This is a genomic window from Micromonospora pisi, assembly GCF_003633685.1.
Classification (GTDB): domain Bacteria; phylum Actinomycetota; class Actinomycetes; order Mycobacteriales; family Micromonosporaceae; genus Micromonospora_G; species Micromonospora_G pisi.
Genome location: NZ_RBKT01000001.1, coordinates 190,004 through 214,984, shown reverse-complemented (window position 1 = coordinate 214,984; position 24,981 = coordinate 190,004). Strand labels below are relative to the sequence as shown.

Here is a 24,981-nt window from a genome sequence, read left to right as displayed (position 1 = left end):
GTCGTGGCCCCGACCGGTCCCTGTCGAGCGGCGGTGACCTACCCGGCGGAGGGAGGCGAGAGGTCCCGGCTCGCCCGGGCGATGACGGCGATCGCGGTGCGGCGCGGGAGCAGCCGGGACATGAGCGCGGACGAGAACCGCATGGTCAGTCCGGGGATCACCCGCGGTCCACGGCCGAGACCCCGCAACGCGGTTCGCGCGACCTGATCGGGTGTCTGTGTGCCGGGGGCGGGACGGCCCTTCGCGCCGGCGAGGTTGGGCGTGGCCACCGCGCCCGCGACGCAGGTGACCACATCGACGCCGGCGCCGCGCAGTTCCGCCCAGAGGCCCTCGGCGAGGATCGCGCCGAACGCCTTCGTCGCCGCGTACACGCTGATCGGTGGTGAGCCCTGCAGGCCGGCGAGCGACGACATGACCACGAAGCCGCCGCGTCCCCGGGCCGCCATCGCCGGTAGGAAGTCGTGGGCGAGCCGCAGTGGCATGCGGCAGTTGAGGTCCAGTGCGCGGGTGGTCTCCGCCGGGTCCATCTCGATGAGCCGGCCGATCGGCGAGTAGGCGGCGTTCGCGACCACCAGGCCGACGGCGAGGCCGTCCGCCGCCTCGACAACCCGGTCGAGGCCGTCCGTGGTGGCCAGGTCCGCGCTGACCGTGATGGTACGGGTGGGCAGTTGTTCCGCCAGGGCGGCCAGCGGCTGTTCCCGCCGTGCCGCCAGGATCAGGTTCAGGCCCGCGCCCGCCAGCCGGTGCGCGAAGGCGGCACCGAGCCCCTCCGACGCGCCTGCGACCAGTGCCCAGGGCCCGTACCGCTGGCCGAAGTCGCCCCTCATGCGGTTACCGGCTCGACCCGGGTGAACGGTTGCTCACGGCGCAGGCGCCAGATCACCAGGAACGGGGTGACCAGCCAGGCCGTGTTCGCCGCCAACACGATGGGGAAGTTGGGGGTGGGCGTGACGCCGTACCGTTCGTCCATCAGGATGATCAACACGTTCGCCAGCATCGTGCCGGACCATACCAGCGCCGGCACCTTGATCCAGTTGCGACCGCGAATGAAGGCGTAGAGGGCGAACAGGTAGAACGGTCCGAAGAAGACGACGTCGATCCAGATGGTCATCCGCCAGAACGGGGGACGGGCCATCAGCAGCGGATCGTAGGTGTTGCCCCACCAGTGCACCAGATCGATCGCCGGCGCCGGGGGCCACAAGGGATAGTCGAAGTTCGCCGGATCGGCGACCACCAGCTGTTCGAGGTCGACGATGTAGGTGATGATCAATGCGTTGATAGCGAAGAAGATGACGAAGAAGAGGTCGTACGGACGCTGACGCAGCGGTACGGTCATGAAGCCGATCCTAGGGATCATCGTCGCGCCGGCAATCGGCCACATTGACGAGCGTCAGAACGCGCAACTCGGGGTATCGCCCCGGACAACGGAATACTCCAGCCGTTTCCGCGGGTGCGGTGCCGGCCGGTCAGCCGATCGCGATCCAGGTGGCGCGGGCACGGGCCAGCGCGGCGCCGTCCGGGGCGTACAGGGTGGTGTGTACCAGGGCCTTGCGCCCTTCGGTGCGCGCCAGGGCCCCGACCACGACACAACGGTCACCCGGCAGCGGCATCCGGTCGAGCGCGACCGCGATCCGGCCCAGCACGTACGGGCGTCCGGCGGCGATGACCGCCCAGCCACCTGGACAGTCCAGCGCGGCCCAGACCATCGCGGGCGACACCTCCGCCGGGACCGTCCAGGGCGCGGCGGTCCGGTCGTCGCCCGTCCGGCCGGGGAAGATGCGCAGGCCGTCGCCGCGTTCCGGCCCACAGACGTAGCAGGTGGGGAACGGATGGGTGGTGAAGCCGGCGTACGTGCGGGAGGTTTCGACGGCCTCGGCGTACCCGACGGGCGGCACCACCGTGTCGACCTCGGCGGCCGGTCCGACCTCGGCCACCACGGCGCCGTCGGGCCCCTGGACCAGCCCGCCCACCCGTGACAGCGGCGTCTCCAGCGGCGGCGGGATCCGCAGCGTCACCTCGCACGCGGCACCCTCGGCGAAGACCCCGGCCGAATAGCCGCCGTTGCCCGAGCCGGGTGGACCGTTGAAACGCGCAGGGATGATCATGGGCTCGCCTTTCGGGTCGCGCGTTCCGGTGGCGCGACGCCGACCATACCGCTCTGCTCCGTGGTGGTCCCGACCCGACGTGGGTACGCCGGCACCAGGTTCCGTGGCAGGATCGGCGCAACATGACCATGTCGCGACTCTGCTTCGACAGCCTGGACGGGCTGTCCGTGGGCGACGCTCTGGGCGCCCAGTTCTTCGTACCCGGCGTTTCGGCCGAGGATTTCGCCGCCGGCCACATACCCGCCGGACCGTGGCCGTGGACCGACGACACCGAGATGGCCTGCTCGATCGCGGAGCAGCTTCAGACGCATGGCCGGATCGACCAGGACCGGCTGGCCATGGCGTTCGCCGAGCGGTTCGAGCCGTACCGGGGCTACGGCGGGGGAGCCGTGGTGGTCCTGCGCCAGATCCGTGAAGGCGCCGCCTGGCGCGACGTGGCCCGGTCCGTCTTCCAAGGGCAGGGCTCCATGGGCAACGGCGCCGCGATGCGGGTGGCGCCGTTGGGTGCGTTCCACGCGGACGATTCCCGCACCGCCGCGCTGGAGGCGATGCGTTCGGCGGAGGTCACCCACGCACACGCCGAGGCGGTGCTCGGTGCGGTCGCAGTCGCGGTCGCCGCCGCCGAGGCGGGGTGGGGGCGGACGGTAGGAGTCCGCCCCGAGGCCGGAGAACTGCTCAACTCGGCACTCGACCACCTCGTCGAGAGCCGGGTTCGGCGTGGCATCGAACGGGCCCGGACACTGCTCGGCGGGAGCGTGGCGGAGGCGGCCTACGAACTCGGCAACGGCTCGCAGGTGCTGGCCCAGGACACCGTGCCGTTCACCCTCTGGGTCGCCGCGACCCACCTGCACGACTACCCGGCGGCGATCGCCGCCTGCGTCGAGGCCGGTGGGGACGTCGACACCACCTCGGCGATCGTCGGTGGCATCGTCGCCGCGTACACCGGCAGCGGGGTGAACGGGATACCTCGGACCTGGCTGCGTCGTCGGGAAGCGTTGCCGGACTGGCTGCCCCAGGCGGTGGTCCCAGGTCAGGAGGGTCGCGGGAGTGACGATCCGCTGTTGGCGGAGAGCGCGGGGGAGTAGACGGGGCCGGCCGCAATGGCCAATTTCGTCCGGTCGCCCATTCGATCGCCGAGATGATCCAGAGTGGGGTCGTCACGACGGTTCAGCCGGGACGCCAACACCCGTCCGCTTGGCGCCGGTACGGCGACTCGAGGGCAGTAGCAGTGCCGTCACGATGGCTAGCAGGGAGGCGGCGAGCGCACTGAGGAACACGGTGTGGAACGCGCCTTCGGTGGGGACGGTGGCACCGTGGAAGACGGTCACCCTGGTAGTCAGGATCATCCCGAGCACGGCACCGGACGACGAGGTGCCCAGTGACCTCATCAGAGTGTTGAGGCCGTTGGCGGATGCCGTCTGGGAGGACGGTACGGCGGTCATGACCAACAGGGGCATCGCCGCGTAGGCCAGCCCGACGCCGGTGCCGATGACGCAGCTGGCGGCCACCAGCCCCCAGGTCGTGTGCATGAGCAGCAGGCTCAGCGCCCAGCCGAGGGCGACTAGGACGCAGCCCGTTGTCAGGGTGATGCGGGCGCCGAACCGCGCCGAGAGGCGTGCCGACACTGGTGAGGACAGCAGCATGACGATCCCGGAGGGCGCCAGACACAGGCAGGCGGTGAGCGTCGACAGGCCCAGTCCGTAGTGGGTGCCCGAGGGCAGTTGCAGCAGTTGGCTTACCGAGTACGCCAGCGCGTAGGTGGCGAAACCCACCAGGACCGCGGTCACGTTGGTGACGAGTACCTGCCGGGCGGACGACACCCGCAGGTCCACCAGCGGATGAGGCCGCAGCCACTCCCACCGGCCCCACCAGGCGAGCACCGCTGCGGCGGCCAGGAACAGGCCACACACGCGAGGGCTCGTCCAGCCCCACGCGCCACCCTCGGACAGTGCCAATAGCAGAGCGACCAAGATCAGGGCGAGTCCGACGGCCCCGCCGGTGTCCATCGTGGCGGCGGATCTGGAGGGGGACGGCGAGGGCACGACGGCACGCACCCCTACGAGCGCCACCAGGCTCAAGACCGAGAAGGCCCAGTAGAGCACGTGCCAGGAGGCGCCGTGGATCAGCAGGGCCGCGCCGGGAAGGGCCAGCGCGCCGCCGACGCCGACCATGGAACTCATCACCGCGGTGGCGGTGGCGACCCGGGAGGCGGGCAGTAGCTCCCTCAGGATGCTGATGCCGACCGGGATCGCGCCCAGCGCGCAACCCTGGACCGCGCGTCCCGCGATCACGACAGGCAGCGTGTCGCCGAACGCGCACAGCAGGGATCCTGCGAACAGGGCCATCAGGGTCCACAGCAGGACCCGTCGCTTGCCGTAAATGTCCCCCAGTCGCCCGACGATCGGGTTTGAGACCGCTCCGGCGATCAAGGCGGCGGTTACCGTCCAGGCCACGCCGGACGGCGAGGTGTTCAGCAGGCGTGGCAGCTGTGGGACGAGGGGAACCATCGCGGTCTGGGCCATCGACGTCGTCAGCCCGGCGAAGGCCAGGGCGGCGGTCACCAGCCCTGCGGTGGGAGTGGTGCCGGCCGCCCTGGCTCTGCGGACGCGCGTGACGGGCATAGGAGAGAGGCCTTTCGTGGCAGGGCGACGACGCGCGGCTTCTCCTAGGCCGGCGGGCGCTGCTCCTCGTCGCAGGGGTCGTTGCCGGCCTACCCGGCAGGCGATGGACGCCGGACCGGGCGGCGCGACCTTTATCGGGCGTGACCCGCTCTCGCGGTCAGCGCTGTGCGGCGATTTTCGCTGCCCGGGCATGGTGGATGACCTGCATCTCGGTGAAGCCCTCCAGGCCCCAGCGGCCGTTCTCGACGCCGACGCCGCTCCACTTGATTCCGGCGAACGGTTGGTCGAAACTCGTGGCGGTGTGGGTGTTCACCCATGTCATGCCGGCCTCCATGCGCTCGGCGACGGCAAGGGCCTGCTCGGGGTCACCGCCCCAGACGGAGCCGCCCAGCCCAAAGTGGGTGGCATTCGCCCGGGCCAGCGCGTCCTCCACGTCGCGGTAGCCGATGATCGGCAGCGCGGGCCCGAACTGCTCCTCGTCCACGATCCGGACGCCGTCACTGATGTCGGTCAGGATCGTGGGCTGGTAGAAGAAGCCTTTACCCTCGATTTCGGCGCCACCGGCGGCGACGGTCGCCCCTCGGCGCACCGCGTCGCCGACCAACTCCGCTACGCGGTCGCGCTGGGGACGGTTGTTCAGCGGGCCGTACTGCGTGGCGGGGTCGGTGCCGTCGCCGATCCGTGCATTCCGGGCCAGCTCCGCGAACGCCTCGACAACCTGCGCGCGCAGCTTTTCGGGGACGTAGACCCGTTTGGGGGCCACGCACACCTGACCGGTGTTGGAGAAGGCGCGCGCGAAGATGCCCGCAGCGACCGCGGTGGGGTCGGCGTCGGCCAGGATGATGGCCGCGTCGTTGCCTCCGAGTTCCAGAGTGGTGCGCTTCAGGTCGGCCGCCGCAGCGGCTGCGATGGCCTTGCCCGTGGCGGTGGACCCGGTGAAGCTGATCTTTCGAATCAATGGGTGCTCCGTCATGGCGGCTCCGGCCTTGTCGCCACCGCTGAGCACGTTGAACACGCCGGGAGGTAGCACGCCGCGCAGCACCTCACCGATTCTCAGCGAGGACAGCGGTGTGAATGGCGATGGCTTGAGCACTACCGTGTTCCCGGCGGAGAGTGCTGGGGCGATCTTCGCCGCAGCAATGATCAGCGGAAAGTTCCACGGCGCGATGATCGCCGCGGCCCCGAGCGGCCGGTGCACGATCTGCACCAGAGCGTCCGCGTCGTCACGGATCACCTGGCGCCCAAGTTCCATGTCCGCGTAGTAGCGGAAGTAGGCGGCAGCCGTGGTGACCTCACGAGCCGACTCGGCCAGGGGCTTGCCCTGCTCGGCCGTTAGCACCGGGGCGATCTCGTCACGAGCTGTGGTCAGGGCGTCGGCGGCTGCGTGTAGGGCGGCCCGGCGCGCGGCCGGGTCCGACCGCCAGGCGGCGAACGCGTTGTGGGCGGCCTTCACCGCAGCGTCGACGTCGGCCGCCGAAGCGTCCGGGGCGACCGCGAAAACCTCACCGGTGGCCGGATTTACCACGTCGAACGTCGATCGAGTGGGATGTGGCTCGCCTGCGACGGTGGCCGTCACGGGCACAGACAGGGCAAACGCGGACAAAAGAACCACTTCCTATCTGATCGGCCGCCGGGGCGCGGCCGGAAAGCGAACGAACTAGTTCGCCAACCATACACACGCCCTCACGTGGATTACGAACTAGTTCGTTCGTTACACTGCTCACGTGGTCTACGACTCCAGCGCGACCAAAGAGCGCATTCTTGAGGCGGCCTACCGGGAGTTCGCCGCCTATGGCCTGGCCGGCGCCCGTGTCGACCGGATCGCCGAGAACGCGAAGGCCAACAAGCGCGCGATCTACGAGCACTTCGGCAAGAAGGAAGATCTCTTCGACCAGGTGGTCGTCGCACGCCTGGAGTTCAGCCGCGAGAGCCTGCCGGCTTCCTGGGAGGACCTTCCGCGGTTCGCTGGCGCAATCTTCGACTACTACGCCTCCGACCCCGACCGGGTGCGCCTAACCCTGTGGCGTCAACTGGAACGGCCCGCGCCTACCGAGCCGGAACTCGACTACTACCGGCAGGCCCTCGACTCGCTGACCACCGCCCAGATCGACCAGTCACTCGCGCACGCCGACCTCTACGCCGTGATCTGGGCCATCCATCACGTCCATGTACTCACCCCGCTGGGGCTCCAGATTACGGACAGTGGTGGACCGTGGTCGGCCGAACGGTGGCAGCAACTGCGGGCTGCTGTCGTCACCGCCGTCAGCCGTATCGTCCAGGACCGCGCCCCGCAAGGGTGACGGGGCGCGGCCATGACCATCGGATCGACACCGGTTGGGCGGACTTCAGACCACCGCGGCGCCCTGGCTACCGAGGGTTACGGACAAGACTTCTGGTCGACCGCTTAGCGTTTGATCAGGGCGAAGACTCCCCAGCCAAGGTATTCGCGGACGTAGCGGACGTAGCGCGCCGGATCATCCGTCAGTTCCCGCCGCAGTTCCGCCGCGAGTTCGTCCTCCGGGTTGTCGTCGAGCCAGGTACGGAGGTTGAGCCAGTGCGCGGCCGCGTACCGGTCCCAACTGTCCTGGTTCGCCAGCACCATCTCGACCAGGTCCCACCCGCGATCGCCGAAGAGGCGTACGAGGTCGGGCAGGCTCTGGAACTCGTCCTTCGACCGGGCGTAGCACGCCTCGACGGTTTCCTGGTCGGGTGGGTCGAGCCGCCAGTACGGCTCGCCGACGAGCAGCATCCCGCCGGGGCGGAGGCTGCGGTCGAGAACGTCGAGGGTGCCCGTGACGCCGCCGCCGATCCAGGTGGCGCCGATGCAGGTGGCCAGGTCGACCGGTTCGTCGGCGACGAACGTCGCCGCGTCGGCATGGACGAAGCCGACCCGGTCGGCGACGCCGAGCGCGGCCGCCCGTGCCCGTGCCGCTTCGAGGAAGGCGGTGCTGATGTCGACCCCGGTGCCACGGATGCCGTGGTCGCGGGCCCAGGTGCAGAGCATTTCGCCCTTGCCGCAGGCGAGGTCGAGCATCGACATTCCCGGGCGGAGGCGGATGACCTGGCCGAGCGTGGCCAGCTTCTCCGGCGAGTACGGGTTGAGGATGCGGAGGTCGCCCTCGCGAATGGTGAAACTACGTGGAAGGTCCATTTCTGTGACTCCTGACGTCCATGGGGTGAGTGAGCTCGGGCTGGCGCTGGTCGGTTCGGATCAGAACGCTGCGCACCGGCATCAAATGCACCCACTTCGGACGTCGGATCAGGGAGGGTCAGGTTACCCAGGGCCGTGGTCCGCGCCAACCGAATAACCACCAGCTCCACAGGGGGAGGCCGTTCCTCGTTCCCGACGCCTGGTGCGCGATCTCCGCCTCGTCGACGGACCGGGAACACTCGACCCTCGCGTCACCAGGCTCTTTCCAAGTGATTACCGATAGGTAACACTGAGCCCATGGTTACTGCATCGGCAGTGCAAATAACCTTCCTTCGTGGCCGGGACGCCGAACGGCGGGCAGTGGCCGAACTGCTTCGGGAGACGGCCGGGGGCAGTGGTGCGGCGCTGGCCCTGCACGGCCCCCCGGGAATCGGCAGGAGCGCCCTGCTGGCCGACGCGCGGGCGACCGCACCGAGTTTCACCATCCTGGCCGTCGCCGGGCTCGCCGACGAGACGGGGCTGCCGTACGCCGGACTGCAGCGACTGGTCGAGCCGCTGCTCGACCAGGTCGCCGCCCTGCCCGCCTCGCTCGCCCGGGTGCTGGGTCGGGCCCTCGCCGGCGGCGACTGCCCACCATCGGATCGCTTCGCCCTCGCCATGGCGGTACGCGCACTGCTTGTCACCGCCGGCCGGGACCGCCCGGTGCTCTGCACCATCGACGACGTCGAACTACTCGACCGCCCCTCGCTCGACGCGCTCTCCTTCGCCGCGCGCCGACTGCACGGCCAACCCGTCGCCGTCCTCTTCGCCGCCGCCCCGGACACCGTGCTCGATGGCATCGGGTCCCGGCACCTGCCCGGCCTGGACCGGGCCAGCAGCACCGACCTCCTCGCCGACCTGCTCGACGAACCCCTGCCCGACGGCGTCGCCGCCGCGCTCGCCCGACTCGCCGCCGGCAACCCGCAGGCCCTCACGGACCTGGCCGGTGCACTCACCCCGGCACAGCGTCGCGGTGACCAGCCGCCGCCCACCGCGCTCGGGCCGGACAGCGTGCTGCGCCAGGGCTACCGTCGCCGGCTGGCCACCCTCGCGCCGGAGACCAGATGGCTGCTCCTGCTGGCCGCGCTCGACCACGAACTCGACGCGTCCACGTTGGTCCGGGCCGCACAGGCGTCCGGAACCGGCGTCGACGCCCTCACTCCCGCCGAGGTGTCCGGACTGGTACGGGTCGGGGACCAGCGGGTCCACTTCGCCCACCCGCTGGTCCGGGCGATCGTGCACGACGAGGCGCCGCTGGCGCAGCGCCGTACCGGTCACCTGAGGCTCGCCGGTGTTCTCGACGGCGAGCGGGACCGGCTCCGACGCGCGCTGCACCTCGCCGCCGCGGCCACCGAACCCGATCCCGGCCTCGCCGCCGAGCTGGAACGGGCCGCCGCCAGTGGACCCGACGGCTACCTCGCCGCGTCGCACGCGCTCGAACGGGCCGCCCGACTGACCACGGAACCCTTCCGCGTGGCAAGCCGGCTGCTCACCGCCGCCCGCTACGCGTGGCTGGCCGGCTCGCCGTACCGCGCCCGTGAACTCCTCGGCGAACTCGGCGGCGGCGCCGCGAAGCCAGCCGGGTCGGCGCCGCCGGACTCGCTCATTCCGCGACCACCCACGGCGACCGTCACCGTCGGCCCCGAACTGCGCGGACCGGTGGCGCTGCTCCGTGGTGAGATGGAGTTGCGCTCCGGGTCGGCCAGCGCCGCGATCGACATGCTGCTCGCCGCCGCCGACCTCCTCACCGGTGAGCGCACGGATCTCGCCCTCACCGCCCTGGTACGCGCCGGCGAGGCGGCCACTTTCGTCGGCGCCGACCACCGCTTCGCCGACCTCGCCCGCCGCGCCACGGCCCTGCGTCACCGCGACGGCTCACCGGTCACCGAGCTGATGCGCGCCCACCTCGACGGATTCGGCGCCATGCTCCGCGGCGACCACCGTCGGGCGGTGCCGCCGCTGCGTCGCGTCGTCGACCTCGCCACCCGGCTCGACGACGCGGCGGCACTCGCCGTGGCGAGCGCCGACAGCCTGCTGCTCGCCGACGACCAGGCCGCACACCGGGCAGCCGGCCGCGCGGTCGAACTGGCCCGCGCCACCGGGCAGATCGCCCTGCTGCCCCGGGTGCTGGAGCTACGGGCGTGCGCCGAATACTGGCTCGGCCCGGACGAGGACGCGGCGGCGACCGCCCACGAGGGGTACCGCACCGCCTGGGAGACCGGCCAGCGCAACTGCGCCGCTGCCCACCTCGGCCTGCTGGCGGTCTTCGCCGCCATCGGCGGCGACCAGCCCTCCTGCATCCGACGGGTCGCACAGATCGGCGACGCGCCGGTGGGCGACACCCGCCCCCGGGCACTGGCCCAGTGGGCGCTCGGCGTGCTGGAACTCGCCGCCGGTCGCTGCGACGACGCACTGGCCCGGCTGGCCGCGCTCGCCGACCCGGCGACCGGGCGCGGGCAGATCCTGGTCCAGATGATGGCCATGCCGTACCTGGTCGAGGCCGCCGCCCGAGGCAGCGACCCGTCGCCCGGGTACGCCGCGTTGGCGATCTTCGACCGCTGGGTCGGCGACACCGGCAGCCCCGCCCGTCGGGCCCTCTCCGCCCGGTGCCACGCCCTGCTCGCGCCTCGGGGCAGCGCGGCGGCCGAGGAGGGATTCCGGACCGCGCTGCTGCTCCATCCGGCGACCGGGTCGAAGTTCGAGCGGGCGCGTACGGAACTGCTCTTCGGCCGGGAACTGCGGCGCAGCCGCCGACCCCGGGACGCGCGGGAGCACCTGCACACCGCGTGGCAGACGTTCGTGCACCTGGGGTCGGCGTACTGGGCGGCGCAGGCCAGCGCGGAACTGCGGGCGGCCGGGGAGACCGTCGAGGCGTCGCCGGTGGCGCTGACCGGGGCGCTGACCGCGCAACAGTTGCAGATCGCCCGGCTGGTCGCCGAGGGCGCCACGAACCGGGAGGTGGCAGCCCGGCTCTTCCTCTCCACCCGTACGGTCGACCACCACATGCGCAACATCTTCAGCCGGCTCGGTATCCGATCCCGTACCGACCTGGTGCGCGTGATGTCCTGAGCGCGGCGTGCGCGCTATGCTTCCCGTGCGTCCCTCGGGGCGCGGCCCGGGTCGAGAGGCGCTGCGACGGATCCCATCCGCCACGCTCGACCTGCGGCCAGTGACAAGGGCGCCTCCGAGCAGGAGGTGCCCTTTTTCAGGTCACCTCCTGCCGCGCCGTGGGCCACACCCACCGCGGCGCCGTACCGGTCGGATCCCACCCGACCGAGAACCCATGCACTCCGGGCAGTACGGAAGAGGAATCCATGAACGCACGACTGCAAGAGATCAACGGCGTCGACTTCGCGGTCGCGGACCTGTCGCTCGCCGCGGCGGGACGGCACCAGATGCGCCTGGCCGAACACGAGATGCCGGGCCTGATGGCGATCCGGCGGGAGTTCGCCGACGCCCAACCCCTGCGTGGCGCACGGGTCGCGGGGTCCCTGCACATGACGGTCCAGACCGCGGTGCTGATCGAGACCCTGGTCGCGCTCGGCGCCCAGGTCCGCTGGGTCTCGTGCAACATCTTCTCCACCCAGGACGAGGCCGCCGCGGCGGTCGTCGTCGGCCCGAACGGCACGGTCGAGCGGCCCAGCGGTACGCCGGTGTTCGCCTGGAAGGGCGAGACGCTGGAGGAGTACTGGTGGTGCACCATGCGCCTGTTCGACTTCGGCGACGGCCAGGGCCCCAACATGATCGTCGACGACGGTGGCGACGCCACGCTGCTCGTACACAAGGGCGTGGAGTACGAGAAGGCCGGTGCCGTACCGCAGCCGGACGAGGACGACCACGAGGAATACCAGATCATCCTGCGTACGCTCGCCGAGAGCCTCGCCGCCGACGGCCAGCGCTTCACCCGGATCGCCGAGCAGTTGCGGGGCGTCACGGAGGAGACCACCGCCGGCGTCAACCGCCTCTACCGGTTCGCCCGTGAGGGCAAGCTGCTCTTCCCTGCCATCAACGTCAACGACTCGGTGACCAAGAGCAAGTTCGACAACAAGTACGGGATCCGGCACTCGCTCGCCGACGGCCTCAACCGTGCCACCGACGTGATGCTCGGCGGCAAGCTCGCCGTCGTCTGCGGCTACGGCGACGTGGGCAAGGGGGCGGTGGAGTCACTGCGCGGCCAGGGCGCCCGGGTGGTGGTCACCGAGATCGATCCGATCTGCGCACTCCAGGCCGCTATGGAGGGCCTCCAGGTGGTTGAGCTGGAGGACGTCGTCTCCACCGGCGACATCTTCATCACCACGACCGGCGGTCCGGACATCATCATGGCCGAGCAGATGGCGAGGATGAAGCACAACGCGATCGTCGGCAACGTCGGCCACTTCGACACCGAGATCGACATGGCCGGGCTGGCCCGGGTGCCGGGGATCGAGCGGGTCGAGATCAAGCCGCAGGTGCACGAGTGGCGTTTCCCCGACGGGCACTCGGTCATCGTGCTCTCCGAGGGGCGGCTGATGAACCTCGGTAACGCCACCGGCCACCCGAGCTTCGTCATGTCCAACTCCTTCACCAACCAGGCGATGGCCCAGATCGAGTTGTTCACCAAGCCCGACCAGTACCGCAACGAGGTCTACACGCTGCCGAAGCACCTGGACGAGAAGGTCGCCCGGCTGCACCTGGACGCGCTCGGCGTACGTCTCACCACCCTGACGAAGAAGCAGGCCGAATACCTCGGACTCGACATCGAGGGCCCCTACAAGCCCGACCACTACCGCTACTGACGCATGGGCGACCGGGCTCCGGGAGCCGTCAAGAGCGGCTTCCGGAGCCTGTACGTCCAGGGCGCCGAGTTCTTCCCGGGCGGTTGACGGCGGTCACTCGCACCTGTCCTCCGCGCCCCGCCCGAACGGTTCGCAGCAGTCCGGGCGGTGCTCGTACACCCGTCCTTCGCCGCCGCCGCGCATGACCCGATCGGACGTCATCTCGTAGAGGCATGATCGCCAGACCACCTGGCGTCCGGTGGCCACCACGGACTGACTGTCCCCGGGGCCACCGCGCAGAATGGCGGCGATTTCCATGACCAGACCGTATCCCCAGGTCAGAGGCTGTGGGCAGGTGGGAGGGGGATCGGTGAGTCACTCTGGTCCGGCGCGACGGTCTGGTCGGGGCGAGGTCGTACGTCAAGGAAGGGCTGGCTCCTGTGAGCGCTCACAGTATGGCGAGACCGACCCCGCGTTGACCACGATCCGGCAGCCGTTGGAACGGGTCTCCCGGGACGTGCCGGTCGCGGGTGCCGGGCTCGGACGATCGATGCCGGAAGTTACCGGTAACGCCCCGGAAGGGCGAGCCTTCTGGCTGGGCCGGATGTGTGGTGACACCCGACACCAGGTCGTCGGCCGTGGTCGTTACCCGTGGCCACGCGTGGCCGCTTGCAGGGGGGACGTCGTGTCGGGTCACGCACCGGTCCCTCGGTGGTCGTCGGCGTCCCGCCATTGATACTTCCGGAAACTTTCCGCTAACATCGACCTGCGCAAATTTTTGCACGAGATCCAGAAGGTGATGTGCCAGGCGGGTGGCGCTGCCTGTGCGGGTCGTGTTTCTGGGCGGTTCAGGAGACGCCAGGTCAACGCCGTAGTCGGTCGCCTTTCCGGGCGTGGGCACCGCTACGAGCTGGGCAGGGCCGGCGATCTCGGATCCGTCCCCTGTCGACCCGTCGCGCTCAGCCCCGATGCCTTCGGCTTCGACAACCATCTCCTTCCCCAAACCGTCCGAGAGGCAACAGAGATGAGCGACAAATCGGCTCGCCCCGGCCAACCGGCCCGCGCGAGGTCATGGCCGCGCCTGGCGCTGGTGCTCACCGCGGCGGGATCCCTCGTCGTCGGCACGATGATCGCCTTCACGCCGAACGCCAGCGCCGGTACGACGCTCGGTGCGTCGGCCGCGGAGAAGGGACGCTACTTCGGCACCGCCGTGGCGGCGAACAAGCTCTCCGACTCCACGTACGTGGGCATCCTGAACCGCGAGTTCAACAGTGTCACCGCCGAGAACGAGATGAAGTGGGACGCGACCGAGCCGTCGCAGAACCAGTTCAACTACGCCAACGCGGACCGCATCGTCAACAGTGCGCGCGCCAACGGCCAGCAGGTACGCGGCCACGCGTTGGCCTGGCACTCGCAACAGCCCGGCTGGGCACAGAACATGAGCGGCACCGCGCTGCGCAACGCGATGCTCAACCACGTGACCCAGGTGGCGACCTACTACCGGGGCAAGATCTCCGCCTGGGACGTGGTGAACGAGGCGTTCGCCGACGGCGGCGGTGGCGGCCGGCGTGACTCGAACCTGCAGCGGACCGGGAACGACTGGATCGAGGCGGCGTTCCGCGCCGCTCGGGCCGCCGACCCGGGTGCCAAGCTCTGCTACAACGACTACAACACCGACGGCCAGAACGCGAAGAGCAACGCCGTCTACGCGATGGTCCAGGACTTCAGGTCGCGCGGCGTGCCGATCGACTGCGTCGGGTTCCAGTCCCACTTCAACGCCCAGAGCCCGGTTCCCAACGACTACCAGGCGAACCTGCAGCGGTTCGCGAACCTCGGCGTCGACGTACAGATCACCGAGCTGGACATCGAGGGCTCCGGCACCACCCAGGCCAACAACTTCGGCCGGGTGGTGCAGGCGTGCCTCGCCGTCACCCGGTGCACCGGCATCACGGTGTGGGGCATCCGCGACACCGACTCGTGGCGGGCCAGCGGCACGCCACTGCTCTTCGACGGCAGCGGCAACAAGAAGGCCGCGTACACCTCGACCCTGAACGCCCTCAACAGTGGCGGCAACCCGATCACCACCCCGCCGACCCCGCCGACCACCACCACCCCGCCGCCGCCGACCACCACCCCGCCGCCGACCACCACTCCGCCGCCCGGCGGCGCCGGCTGCTCCGCGTCGGTCTCGCTCAACTCGTGGACGGGTGGGTTCGTCGCCACGATCCGGGTGACGGCCGGCTCCTCGGGTACGAACGGCTGGACGGTGACCGCCACCCTGCCCGCCGGAGCGACGGTCACCAACACCTGGAGCGCGACCGCGAGCGGTAACAGCGGCAGCGTCCAGTTCCGCAATGTGAGCTACAACGGCCGGCTCACCGCCGGGCAGACCACTGAGTTCGGCTTCCAGGGCACGGGCAGCGCGACGGGCATGACGCCCAGCTGCACCGCGAGCTGAACCCCGAGCCCCGGTGCGGAAGGGCTGGCCTCCCGCACCGGGGCGACCGGGGTGCCGAGCATGACCGGCCACTGGGTGCACACCTGGGTATCGATGCCGCAGTTGACGGAACCGGAGAACCTGCCGCCCGCGCCGTTCACCGGGGACGACGCGGTCTTCGTCGACACCACTCTGCGGCAGACCGTGTTCGTCTCGGTCGGCGGGCGCCACCTGCGGGTACGCCTCTCCAACGCCTTCGGCGGGGCCGCGCTGCCGATCACCGCCGTCTCGGTCGCACTACCGACCGGTGGGCGAGCGGGTGTCAGCGGGATCCAGGCGGCGACGTCCCGATCGGTGACGTTCTCCGGTCAGCCGTCCATGGTGGTACCGGTCGGGGCACAGGTCGTCTCCGACCCGCTGAGCTTCGACCTCGCACCACTGACGAACCTCACCATCACCGTCTACCTGGCCGAGGGCCAGGCGACGAACGAGGTCACCTCACATCCCGGCTCCAGAACCACCTCGTACCTCCTCGCCGGCAACCACGTCACCGCCGCCGAACTGCCGGCGGCCACGCCGACGGACCACTGGTACCTGCTCAGCGGCGTCGAGGTGTGGTCCGGCGACGGCACCTCGGCGGCTGTGCTGCTGGGTGACTCCCTCACCGACGGCCGGGGTTCCACCACGAACACGAACAACCGCTGGCCCGACCAGTTGCTGCGCCGGCTCGGATCCCACCCCGGCGGTCGCGGGGTGGCGATCCTGAACCAGGCCGCCGGAGGTAACCGGGTCCTCACCGACGGGCTCGGCCCCAGTGCCCTGGCCCGGCTCGATCGCGACGTACTGGCACAGAGCGGGGTCCGGCGGCTGGTCGTGTTCGAGGGCGTCAACGACATCGGCACCGCCGAGGCAACCGAGGCGGCGCAGAGGCGGGTGGCCGACGACCTCGTCACCGCGTACGACCAGCTTGTCGTCCGGGCCCACGCGCACGGCATCCGGGTCTACGGCGCGACACTCCTGCCGTTCGGCGGCAACGGCGCCTACGACGACCCGGCCGGTCTGCGCGAGCGGGCCCGCCAGCGGGTCAACGACTGGATCCGCACCAGCGGCCGGTTCGACGATCTCCTCGACTTCGACCGGGTGGTCCGTGATCCCGGCGACCCGCGCCGGCTGGTGGGCGCGTACGACGACGGGGACCACCTGCACCTGAGTCCGACCGGTTACCGGGCGTTGGCGGACGCGGTACCGCTGCGGCTGTTCGATCGGGAGCCGCTGCCGTCCCATTTCGGTTTCCAGTAGTTGTCCGGATCGGACTCCTCGGCCTGACCAGGTGTTGATACGGCCGGAGGCCGGACCACTGCCGTCTCCGCGAGTTCGCGGTTCGGTAGGGCCCGGCCTCCGCCGTCGTCGTGCGGGCGAATCAACGCCTCGGCGTCCCAGGGGTCACCACGGCGCCGGTGCCGGCGGTACGACGACCGGGGGCCGGTCGTCGCAGGTGATCGTGTTCGGCAACTCCCACGCGGCGAGCCAGGGGCCGGTGGTGCCGCCGCCGTCATTGCCGCCGAGATCGGTCACGGAGAACTCCGAGCCGGCCGGCGTGAAGTGGAACGACCCGCAGTTGTTGATGCCGACCGCGCCGATGTTGCGGGCGTCGACGTTCTCGAAGGAGGCGGAGCCGGCCACCCGGGCGCTCAGCACCGAGGTGCCCGTACCGTCGACGCGGATGTCCTTGAAGCGGACGCCGCTGATCGAGTAGAGGTCCTTCACGGACCACTCGCTGACCATCATGATCGCGTTGTACGTGCTGTCGAGGTAGTGGTCCCCGACCACCTGGATGTCCGCCTCGATGCTCTTGTCCAGGGCGTAGATCCAGATGGCGCCCAGGCCGATGTTCCAGTTCAGCTCGTACGTGCCGGCTCGGACCACGGTGTTGTTCGTGATCCGCAGATGTCCGGTGAACGCCTCGGCACCGAAACGGGACCCGGCGTGGATGCCGCTGCCCTCGCGGATCGGGTCGGCGACGAGGTTGTTCGAGACGGTGTTGTCCCTGCCACCGTAGATCGCGATGCCGTTCGCGAGCGTCGGCGTCTGCACGGTGTTGTGGTCGAACGTGTTGTTGGCGTTCGAGGTCGTCTCGGACCACATGGCGAGGCCGTCGTCACCGGTGTTGCGGACGAAGTTGTTCGAGACCACCGAGTTCGTGACGCCGATGTGGAAGTTGAGCGCGTCCGCGATCTGGTCGACGATGACGTTGTTCGTCACCCGGACGTTGGTCATCGGCCCGTCGAACCAGAGGCCGACCTTGGTGTGGCGGATGTGCAGGCCGTCGATGGTCGAGTTGCTCATCGCGCCGCCGATGCCGTTCACCTGGTCGGTGTCGATCCGCTCGCGTACGTCACCCTCGATCGCGAAGCCGGAGAGGTGGACGTTGTCGCTGCCACCGGCCGAGGCGTCCCTGCCGTAGAAACCGACGCCGGTGTGCACCGACCCGTCCGGAGCCGGTGGGTCGAGGGCTACCTCCCGGCCCTTGATGATCGTGTACCAGTTGCCGGCGCCCTCGATCGTCACGTCGTCCACGATGATGTGGCGGTTCACCTGGTAGGTCCCCGGCGGGACGTAGACCTTGAGGTGGGTGAGCTTGGCGAAGGCGATCGCCTTGTCGAACGCGGCGGCGGAGTCGCGGCGGCCGGTGGGATCCGCGCCGAACGCCAGGACGTTCGCCGCGATCAGCCGTACCCGAGGCGGGGCCACGAGCTGCGAGTCGAGCAGGTCGATGACGGTCCACGCGGCGTTGCTGCCCGGCGGGACGCTCAGCCGTACCCGGTCACCGGCCCGGTAGGTCTGACCGAGCAGGAGGCGCTGCTCGTCGTAGAAGTGCATGGGGCGGAACGGCTTGCTGATCGTCGGGGCCGGCGTGGTCGCCGCCGGTACGCAGGCGCACTCGGTGATCCACCAGTCGGGGTGCAGCAGGTCGGCGTTGGGGTCGTTGGTGAACGGGTACTGGTTGTACAGCCAGGCGTACTGCGAGGTGAGGGTCATGGTTTTCTTCGACCCGCCGTTGACCGTGACGTGGAGCGGGGCGGTGATGCCGCCGCCATTCGGCGCGTCCGGGATGCTGTAGCGGACGGTGATCGCGTTCGCCGTCCTGGGGAGCGTGAACTCGACGTACTGCCCCGGGGTCAGCTTGACCGCCCGGCGGCCGGACGCCTCGGACGGCAGCGTGTACGCCGCCCGGTCCGGCCCGATCACCGTCCCGTTCGTCCGCGCGTTCTCCGCCTCCTGCTCCAGGAAGTCGACGGCCGCCCCACGGCCGGTGACGAGCGAAGGGTCGAGGCCGGCGCGGGTCACCACCGGGGCCGGGCCGTGCTGGGTCTTCGTGGCGGCGTACGCCGTGCCGGCGCCCCCGGCGACGAGGAGGGTGAGGGCCAACGCGGTCCCCGCGGCGGCCCAGCGTGCCGGACGCGTGGCCCGCCTCGCCGTGACTTCGATGATGCTCCGTGACATCGAATGACTCGTTTCTCTCGGGACGGTGACGTGTGCTGACGCTCGAAGGCGGAGCGTCCCCCGTGTCGCTTCAGGATCGTCACGCTGAGTTCACAGGCTCGAAACAGAGCTAGACTCGGTCATGTTATTGCAGAATTCTGTCAATATTCAAGCGTGGCTTTGTCGTGTATTTCGGGACCATTGTCGACATTCAAAACACTGATCTGGACGGATCTTGTCGTCCCGGGTAGTTGGAACCGATGGCGTCCTTCTCGGGCGGACACTGGTGGGCCGGGGACCCGCGCCGGATCCGGCTCCCGGGGTCACGGCAGAATGACCGTCATGACCAGCGTCTGGGGTGAGCTACTCGGCAGTGAGCTGCCGGTCGTCGCCGCGCCGATGGCCGGGGGCCCGGGCGTGCCGGCACTGGTGGCGGCCGTCACGAGCGCCGGCGGCTTTGCCTTCCTGGCCGCCGGTTACAAGACCCCCGAGGCGATGCGGACCGAGATGGACCAGCTCCGTCGGCACGCGATCCCGTTCGGGGTGAACGTGTTCGTACCGAACGCCGTGCCGATCGACGTGGACGCGTTCCGTCGCTACGCCCGGGATCTGGCCGCCGAGGCCCGGCCCTACGGCATCGAACTCGCCGCCGACCCGGTCGTCGACGACGACCACTGGAACGACAAGATCGACCTGTTGCTCCAGGACCCCGTGCCGGTGGTGAGCTTCACCTTCGGTCTGCCCGGGAAGGCGGTGGTGTCCGCCCTGCGACGGGCCGGCTCCCGGGTTCTCGTCACCGTGACCAACGAGGCCGAGGCGCGGGCCGCGCGGGAACAGGGCGTCGACGGCCTCGTGGCCCAGGGGGCTGACGCCGGGGGACACAGCGGCACGCACACGCCGGGGGAGCCGGCGACGCCGGTGACGCTGGAGCGCCTGACCGGTCAGGTCGTTCGGGCGACCGGGCTGCCGGTGGTGGTGGCCGGGGGAGTGACCGAAGCTCGGCAGGTGCGCGACCTGATCGGCGCGGGAGCGAGCGCCGTCATGGTCGGGACCCTGCTCCTGCGTACGGACGAGAGTGGGGCGAGTCAGCCGCACAAGGACGCGCTCGTCGACCCGGCGTTCACCGAGACCGTGATGACCCACGCCTTCACCGGGCGCCCGGCCCGGGCGCTGCGCAACGGGTTCGTCGACCGTCACCAGGCCGGTGCCCCGTTGGGCTACCCGGCGGTGCATCACCTGACCCGTCCCCTCCGGGCGGCCGCTGTGGCGGCCGGGGACACCGACCGCGCCCATCTCTGGGCCGGCACCGGTTACCGGCGGGCGCCCGCCGGCCCGGCCCGGGACGTCGTCACGGCATTGGCCTCCGCGCTCTGACCTCCGCGCCCCGGCCGGGGTCCGGGCGGGCGCCGTGGCCGCCTCAGGCCGAGGCGGTTGCGGCCGCGTCCGCCCGCGCCGGCAGGGTGCCGTAGAGCAGTCGCAGGGTGGCCTCGGTGAGCGAGTCCAGCAGGGCGTCGTCGGTCTGTTCGTCGGGGTTGGTGAAGGCGTGCGCGAACATGATCATCCTCAGCTTCACCACCATCATGGAGAGCAGGGTGGGGTCACCCAACACGGTGACACCGGCCCGGATGTCGCGCTCGATGCGACGGTTGACCGCGGTGCAGCCGTTGGCGGTGACCCGCTCCCGGACCTGGAGGATCTCCGGCCCGGGGAACGGGTTGACGAACGCCTCGCACAGCCACCGGCCGTCGATCCGCCAGCGATCGAGGGCGCGCGCCATTCCGCGGCGTAGCGCGTCCCGGTCGATGCCGTCCGCCTCGACCCACTCCGCGAGTTCTTCCTCGCTCGTGCCGAGCGTGCTCTCGCAGAGTGCGGCGAGCAGGGCCTGCTTGGACTCGAAGTAGAAGTAGAAGCCGGAACGGGCGATGCCGGCGGCGGCGGCGAGTTCGTCGATCGTCACCTGTGCGAGTGGCTTCTGTCGCAGCACGGTCCGCGCCGCGTCGAGCAGCGCCCGTTCGCGTTGATCACCCTTGGTCGGCCCACGACGGCTCCCGGAAGCTGGCATGCCGCCACTATACCCACCGTCGGTGGTGATCGACGTCACGACGAGAATAATCGACACGGTGTTGAAAAACGAGGACCGTCGGGCCTACGTTCGTGCTTCCCACAGCCGAAAGAGAACCCGACATGATGAGCGCCTCCGACGGGTCACGCTTCCCCCGTCTCGTACTACCCGTCGTCGCGTACGGCGTACTGCTGGTCGCCGCCCTGCAATCCCTGGTCGTGCCGGTACTCGCCAACATCACCGCGTCGCTGCACTCCACCGCCAACGCCACCAGCTGGGTGGTGACCGCCAACCTGCTGGCAGCCGCCGTACTCACCCCGATCCTCGGCCGGCTCGGCGACCTGCGTGGCCGCCGCCTGGTTCTGCTCGCCGTACTCGCCGTGGTCCTGGTCGGCTCGGTGCTCGCCGCCACCACCGACAACCTGCCGCTGCTCCTGCTCGCCCGGGTCCTCCAGGGCTCGTCCTTCGCCCTCTTCCCGCTGGGCATCGGTGTGCTCCGCGACGAACTGCCACCGCAGCGGCTCACCGGCGCGATGGCCATCGTCAGCGGCACGCTCGCCATCGGCGCCGGCTTCGGACTTGTCGCCACCGGACTGCTCACCCGCGACGGCGCCGACTACCACCGGGTCTTCTGGCTCGCCACCGTGCTCAGCGTGATCGGGATCGTCGGCGTCCTGTTCGCCGTACCGCGCCGTCGGCCGGCCGCCGAGGGCAGCACCGACTGGGCCGGCGCGGGCATCCTCGGTGTCGCGCTGGTACTCCTGCTCATGCCCCTGGCCCAGGGCAACAACTGGGGTTGGGGCTCGGCTCGGGTGATCGGCTCGCTGGTCGGCGCCGTCCTGGCGTTCACGATCTTCGTACTGTTCGAACGTCGGCTCACCCACCCGCTGGTGAGCGTCCGGATGCTCACCCACCGGCCGTTGGTCGTCGCGAACCTCGCCGGCCTGTTCCTGGGCATCTCCCTCTTCGTCGTCTTCCTCACCGTCTCCAGCTTCGTCCAGGCACCGCACGCGCTGGCCGGATACGGCTTCGGATCCACCGTGCTCGCCGCGAGCGTGGTCTACCTGCTGCCCGGCGCCGCCGCCGGCATCGTCACCGCCCCGCTCGGTGGCCGACTCGTGGCCCGGTACGGCGCCCGAACCACGTTGGTCGTCTCGCTTCTGCTGGCGGGGCTCGGGTTCCTCTCCCTCGTCGTGCTGCACTCCGCGAGTTGGCAGGTGATCGTCGGCTCCTTCGCCGTCAACACCGCCGTCACCTTCGGCTACGCCGCCCTGCCGGCGCTCCTGGTCGAGCACGTCGGGCTCGCCGAGACCGGCATCGCCAACAGTGTCAACTCGATCGCCCGCTCGATCGGTGGCTCGGTGGCCAGCGCCCTGGTGGTGACCCTGCTGACCCGAAACCTCATCGACGGCACCCCGGTTCCACTCCCGCACGAGTCGCAGTACGTGATCATCCTGGCGATCGCCGCAGTCGGGGCGGCCCTCGGCGCCGCACTCGTCGCCTTCGGGCTCCCCGGCGGCCGACGCGGCACGCTCACGGCGGCACAGGTCGAGGTCGACGAGGTGCTCGGGGCGGCGGGACTGGACATTCCCCGCTCCGACGGGCTGACCCGGTCACGGTGATCTCGTTCCTGGCCGCCTCCAGTGCGCCGACGCCGCTCTACGTGCTCTACCAGACCCGCCAGGGCACACAATCCGTTGACGTACATCTATTCTCTCTTCGCTCGCCGGACACGTGCCGGGCGCCGTGGGCCAGAAGGATTCCCTGCGGTTCATCCAGACCGGATGGGGAGTAGACATGTTCGACAGAAGCAGGTTCGCCGGGCGATCCCTGGCCGCGGCCACGCTGGCCGCGGCACTCGTGACCGTGGGGCTCGCGGTGCCCACACCGGCGGTCGCCGCGGTCAGCCGGGCGGAGCTGGCGTTGCGCTGGGCGCCGATCCACTACCAGGACGTCGACGCCACCGGAAGTCACGCACTCGGCGGCCGGTCCGACTACATCACCCGGGTCGACTTCGACGGCGACCTCAATGGGCGCAACAACTGGGACCGCACCGGAGCGGCCGGTGTCTCGCTCGCTGCGGCCGGCTACTACTCCGTGGTGGAGACCAGCACCCACTGGTACATCACGTACCTGTTCTTCCACCCGCGCGACTGGACCGACCACCCGTTCTTCGAGACCGAACACGAGAACGACGGCGAGGGCGTGCTGTTCGCGATCGAGCGGGACGGGTCCACGTACGGGGTCCTCCGCTCCGCCGTCACCGTGGCACACACCAGCTTCTACTCCTACACCCCGGCGGGGAGCACCTGGTCGGGTGGTCGGGAGAACGTCGACGGTACGTTGCAGTTCCAGTCGTCGCCGCACGACTCGTTCTCGCACCCGGTGACCGCCCAGGAGGCGCAGGGGCACGGGCTGAAGGCGTACCCGCAGTACAACATCAACGGTGACGGCATCGTGTACTACCCGTCGACCGTGGCGGAGACGCCGAGCAACGGTGACGACCGGGACGTGCGCTACCAGTTGATCGACGTCTTCGCCTCCGGCGGCCTGTGGGCGCAGCGGGCCAACGCGAGCCTCTTCGCCAACCTCGGCACCTTCGCCGGGGACAACACCGACAACTGTGGTGTCGGCACCTGGGAGTGCTCGACCAACTCCGCGAACGCGCCGTGGGGCTGGGACGACGGCGACGACGCGCCCGGCCGGGGCGAGATCGCCACCGACCCGGCCAAGCTCTCCGTCGAGTACTTCACCGTGCCCGGCAGCCCGTCCCGCGCGTACACCTACAACCCGTACGTCAGTGAGGCGGCGGCGCTGAAGGCTGCGGCCAGGACGGCGCCGCCGGTCGTCGACTGACCATTACGAACCGGACCGCGCTCGCGGCGGCCGGGCGCGTACCGTCCCACCCGGACGGCGCGCGCCCGGCCGCGCGACCGGTCGTGTCGCAGGTCGGACGTGTGCGCGGGTCGGGCGGTGCTCCACAGGTCACAGTGGTGCGGGGTCGCCCGCGTGCACCGCCGGACCCGCTTGACGGGTGCCGACCGGCGGCCGGGTCACCGGCACCAGGGCCAGTGCCGGCACCAGCAGGATCGGCACGATCAGCAGCGCCCGCAGGGTGCCCACGTGGTCACCGAGGAAACCGACGGCCGGTGGCCCGGCGAGGAACGCGGTGTAGCCGACCGTCGCGACGACGCTCACCCGCGCCGGCGCCCGGTCCTCGTCGTCGGCGGCGGCACTCATCCCCACCGGGAAGCCGAGCGACGCGCCGAGTCCCCAGAGCGCCACCCCGGCCAGTGCCACCGGCTGGGAGGGGGCGAGTACGGCAATCGTCACGCCGACGATGGCCAGCGCGAGCGTGGCGAAGAGCACCGGTACCCGGCCCCACCGGTCGAGCGCGATCGTGCCGGTGGTCCGGCCCACCGTCATGGCGGCCACGAAGATGCCGAAGACGGCGGCCCCGGCCGCCTCGCTGATGTCGTGTCCGTCGATGAACGCGACCGCGACCCAGTCGTTGGCGGTCCCCTCGGTGAACGCCACGACCAGTACCAGCAGACCGACGAGGAGCGTACGCGGTTCGCGCCACGCCTGGAGGACGCCGCTGCCCTGAGCCGGGCCGGCCGTGGCCGGGTTCTCCTCGAGCCGTCCGTCGGTCCGGGCGGTCAGGAAGGACCGAACCGACCACAGGGTGCCGAGCAGTACGACGAGGGCGACGATCGTCAGGTGGGCCAGGACGGGAACGCCGATCTGGGCGCTGCCCGCGCCGAGTGCGGCGCCGGAGACGGTGCCGAGACTCCAGGCGGCGTGGAAGCGCGGCATGATCGTCCGGCCGAGTCGCCGTTCCACCAGCGCCGCCTCCACGTTGATGGCGACATCGGTGAGGCCGGAACCGTAACCGATCGCGGCGAGTCCGACGGCCACCAGCGGGACCGACGACCACACCCCGATGCCGACGCCGACCAGCAGCAGGCCGACGGTGATGAGGGTGGTGGAGCCGGCCGCGGTACGCGGTGAACCGGCGCGGTGCACCACCGCACCGGCGGTCACCATGGCGAGGATGGCGCCGCACGACATCGCGAGCAGAAGCAGGCCAAGCTGTCCGGAGCTGAGTCCGAGCCCCTCGCGGGCGGCCGGTACCCGGGCGAACCAGGTCGCGACGGCCAGACCGTTGAGCGCGAAGACGAAGGCGACGGCGGTACGGGCGGCGACGATCTGCCGGGTTGGTGCTGGGACGCGCTCGGGCGGTGATGTCTTGATCGGGCTCACGGGTGGGGCTCCTTCCGCGTTGGCGTGGGCGGCCAACGCCTTGAATCGCACCCCTGAGAGCGCTCT

Annotated in this window: 19 protein-coding genes; 9 read left to right on the top strand and 10 right to left on the bottom strand. The window is 70.4% G+C overall.

The features are described from left to right. Positions 1 to 38: 38 nt before the first annotated feature. From BDK92_RS00900 to BDK92_RS00890, 3 genes are all read right to left on the bottom strand, one after another. Positions 39 to 827, bottom strand: a complete 789-nt coding sequence (locus BDK92_RS00900; RefSeq protein WP_121153670.1) for an SDR family NAD(P)-dependent oxidoreductase — start codon at positions 825 to 827, stop codon at positions 39 to 41. Next, positions 824 to 1,336 carry an EXPERA domain-containing protein gene (locus BDK92_RS00895; protein ID WP_170208443.1) on the bottom strand — a complete coding sequence of 171 codons (513 nt, stop codon included), beginning with the start codon at positions 1,334 to 1,336 and terminating at the stop codon, positions 824 to 826. Before BDK92_RS00895 ends, BDK92_RS00900 begins: the two co-directional genes overlap by 4 nt. Before the next feature lie 130 nt (positions 1,337 to 1,466). After that, positions 1,467 to 2,105, bottom strand: a complete 639-nt coding sequence (locus BDK92_RS00890; protein WP_121153666.1) for a hypothetical protein — start codon at positions 2,103 to 2,105, stop codon at positions 1,467 to 1,469. A 122-nt stretch (positions 2,106 to 2,227) separates the two neighbouring features. Here BDK92_RS00890 and BDK92_RS00885 point away from each other — a divergent pair, with 122 nt between their 5' ends. Beyond that, positions 2,228 to 3,190: an ADP-ribosylglycohydrolase family protein gene (locus tag BDK92_RS00885; protein ID WP_121153664.1), complete on the top strand. Its 963-nt coding sequence runs from the start codon at positions 2,228 to 2,230 to the stop codon at positions 3,188 to 3,190. A gap of 72 nt (positions 3,191 to 3,262) precedes the next feature. Here BDK92_RS00885 and BDK92_RS00880 read toward each other — a convergent pair whose 3' ends face one another. Both BDK92_RS00880 and BDK92_RS00875 read right to left on the bottom strand, forming a co-directional pair. Then, a complete protein-coding gene (locus BDK92_RS00880) occupies positions 3,263 to 4,726 on the bottom strand; it encodes an MFS transporter (protein WP_121153662.1) in 1,464 nt (487 codons plus the stop codon). 157 nt (positions 4,727 to 4,883) lie between these two features. Then, positions 4,884 to 6,251, bottom strand: a complete 1,368-nt coding sequence (locus BDK92_RS00875) for an aldehyde dehydrogenase family protein (RefSeq protein ID WP_246017467.1) — start codon at positions 6,249 to 6,251, stop codon at positions 4,884 to 4,886. A gap of 199 nt (positions 6,252 to 6,450) precedes the next feature. Here BDK92_RS00875 and BDK92_RS00870 point away from each other — a divergent pair, with 199 nt between their 5' ends. After that, entirely contained in the window at positions 6,451 to 7,026 is a 576-nt protein-coding gene (locus BDK92_RS00870; RefSeq protein ID WP_121153659.1) for a TetR/AcrR family transcriptional regulator, read from the top strand. 104 nt (positions 7,027 to 7,130) lie between these two features. Here the strand turns inward: BDK92_RS00870 and BDK92_RS00865 are convergent, their stop codons facing one another. Then, the gene (locus tag BDK92_RS00865; protein WP_121153657.1) at positions 7,131 to 7,877 is read right to left on the bottom strand and encodes a class I SAM-dependent methyltransferase; all 747 of its coding nucleotides are present in this window, start codon (positions 7,875 to 7,877) and stop codon (positions 7,131 to 7,133) included. Between the two features lie 297 nt (positions 7,878 to 8,174). On the opposite strand from BDK92_RS00865, the gene BDK92_RS00860 reads away from it, so the two are divergent. Both BDK92_RS00860 and ahcY read left to right on the top strand, forming a co-directional pair. Then, the gene (locus tag BDK92_RS00860) at positions 8,175 to 10,985 is read left to right on the top strand and encodes a helix-turn-helix transcriptional regulator (RefSeq protein WP_121153655.1); all 2,811 of its coding nucleotides are present in this window, start codon (positions 8,175 to 8,177) and stop codon (positions 10,983 to 10,985) included. A 245-nt stretch (positions 10,986 to 11,230) separates the two neighbouring features. Beyond that, positions 11,231 to 12,691 (top strand): adenosylhomocysteinase, encoded by a 1,461-nt coding sequence (gene ahcY, locus BDK92_RS00855; protein WP_121153653.1) that lies wholly within the window; start codon positions 11,231 to 11,233, stop codon positions 12,689 to 12,691. Positions 12,692 to 12,784: 93 nt separating this feature from the next. On the opposite strand, the gene BDK92_RS00850 is transcribed toward ahcY, so the two are convergent. After that, the gene (locus BDK92_RS00850; RefSeq protein WP_121161446.1) at positions 12,785 to 12,982 is read right to left on the bottom strand and encodes a hypothetical protein; all 198 of its coding nucleotides are present in this window, start codon (positions 12,980 to 12,982) and stop codon (positions 12,785 to 12,787) included. Between the two features lie 712 nt (positions 12,983 to 13,694). On the opposite strand from BDK92_RS00850, the gene BDK92_RS00845 reads away from it, so the two are divergent. Together BDK92_RS00845 and BDK92_RS00840 are read left to right on the top strand one after the other, a co-directional pair. Further along, positions 13,695 to 15,128, top strand: a complete 1,434-nt coding sequence (locus BDK92_RS00845; RefSeq protein WP_121153651.1) for an endo-1,4-beta-xylanase — start codon at positions 13,695 to 13,697, stop codon at positions 15,126 to 15,128. Between the two features lie 60 nt (positions 15,129 to 15,188). Further along, on the top strand, positions 15,189 to 16,406 hold the full coding sequence (locus BDK92_RS00840) for an SGNH/GDSL hydrolase family protein (protein WP_121153649.1): 1,218 nt from the start codon (positions 15,189 to 15,191) through the stop codon (positions 16,404 to 16,406). Positions 16,407 to 16,550: 144 nt separating this feature from the next. Here the strand turns inward: BDK92_RS00840 and BDK92_RS00835 are convergent, their stop codons facing one another. After that, positions 16,551 to 18,611 (bottom strand): glycosyl hydrolase family 28-related protein, encoded by a 2,061-nt coding sequence (locus BDK92_RS00835; RefSeq protein ID WP_121153647.1) that lies wholly within the window; start codon positions 18,609 to 18,611, stop codon positions 16,551 to 16,553. 321 nt (positions 18,612 to 18,932) lie between these two features. Between BDK92_RS00835 and BDK92_RS00830 the strand changes: the two genes are divergently transcribed. Next, on the top strand, positions 18,933 to 19,964 hold the full coding sequence (locus BDK92_RS00830) for an NAD(P)H-dependent flavin oxidoreductase (RefSeq protein ID WP_121161444.1): 1,032 nt from the start codon (positions 18,933 to 18,935) through the stop codon (positions 19,962 to 19,964). A 43-nt stretch (positions 19,965 to 20,007) separates the two neighbouring features. Here BDK92_RS00830 and BDK92_RS00825 read toward each other — a convergent pair whose 3' ends face one another. Beyond that, entirely contained in the window at positions 20,008 to 20,652 is a 645-nt protein-coding gene (locus tag BDK92_RS00825; protein ID WP_121161442.1) for a TetR/AcrR family transcriptional regulator, read from the bottom strand. A gap of 122 nt (positions 20,653 to 20,774) precedes the next feature. On the opposite strand from BDK92_RS00825, the gene BDK92_RS00820 reads away from it, so the two are divergent. Beyond that, entirely contained in the window at positions 20,775 to 22,274 is a 1,500-nt protein-coding gene (locus BDK92_RS00820) for an MFS transporter (protein ID WP_246016704.1), read from the top strand. Positions 22,275 to 22,449: 175 nt separating this feature from the next. Next, complete coding sequence (locus BDK92_RS00815; protein ID WP_246016703.1) at positions 22,450 to 23,508, top strand: hypothetical protein; 1,059 nt, start codon at positions 22,450 to 22,452, stop codon at positions 23,506 to 23,508. A gap of 129 nt (positions 23,509 to 23,637) precedes the next feature. Here BDK92_RS00815 and BDK92_RS00810 read toward each other — a convergent pair whose 3' ends face one another. Beyond that, a complete protein-coding gene (locus tag BDK92_RS00810; RefSeq protein ID WP_425462203.1) occupies positions 23,638 to 24,915 on the bottom strand; it encodes an MFS transporter in 1,278 nt (425 codons plus the stop codon). Positions 24,916 to 24,981: the final 66 nt, after the last annotated feature.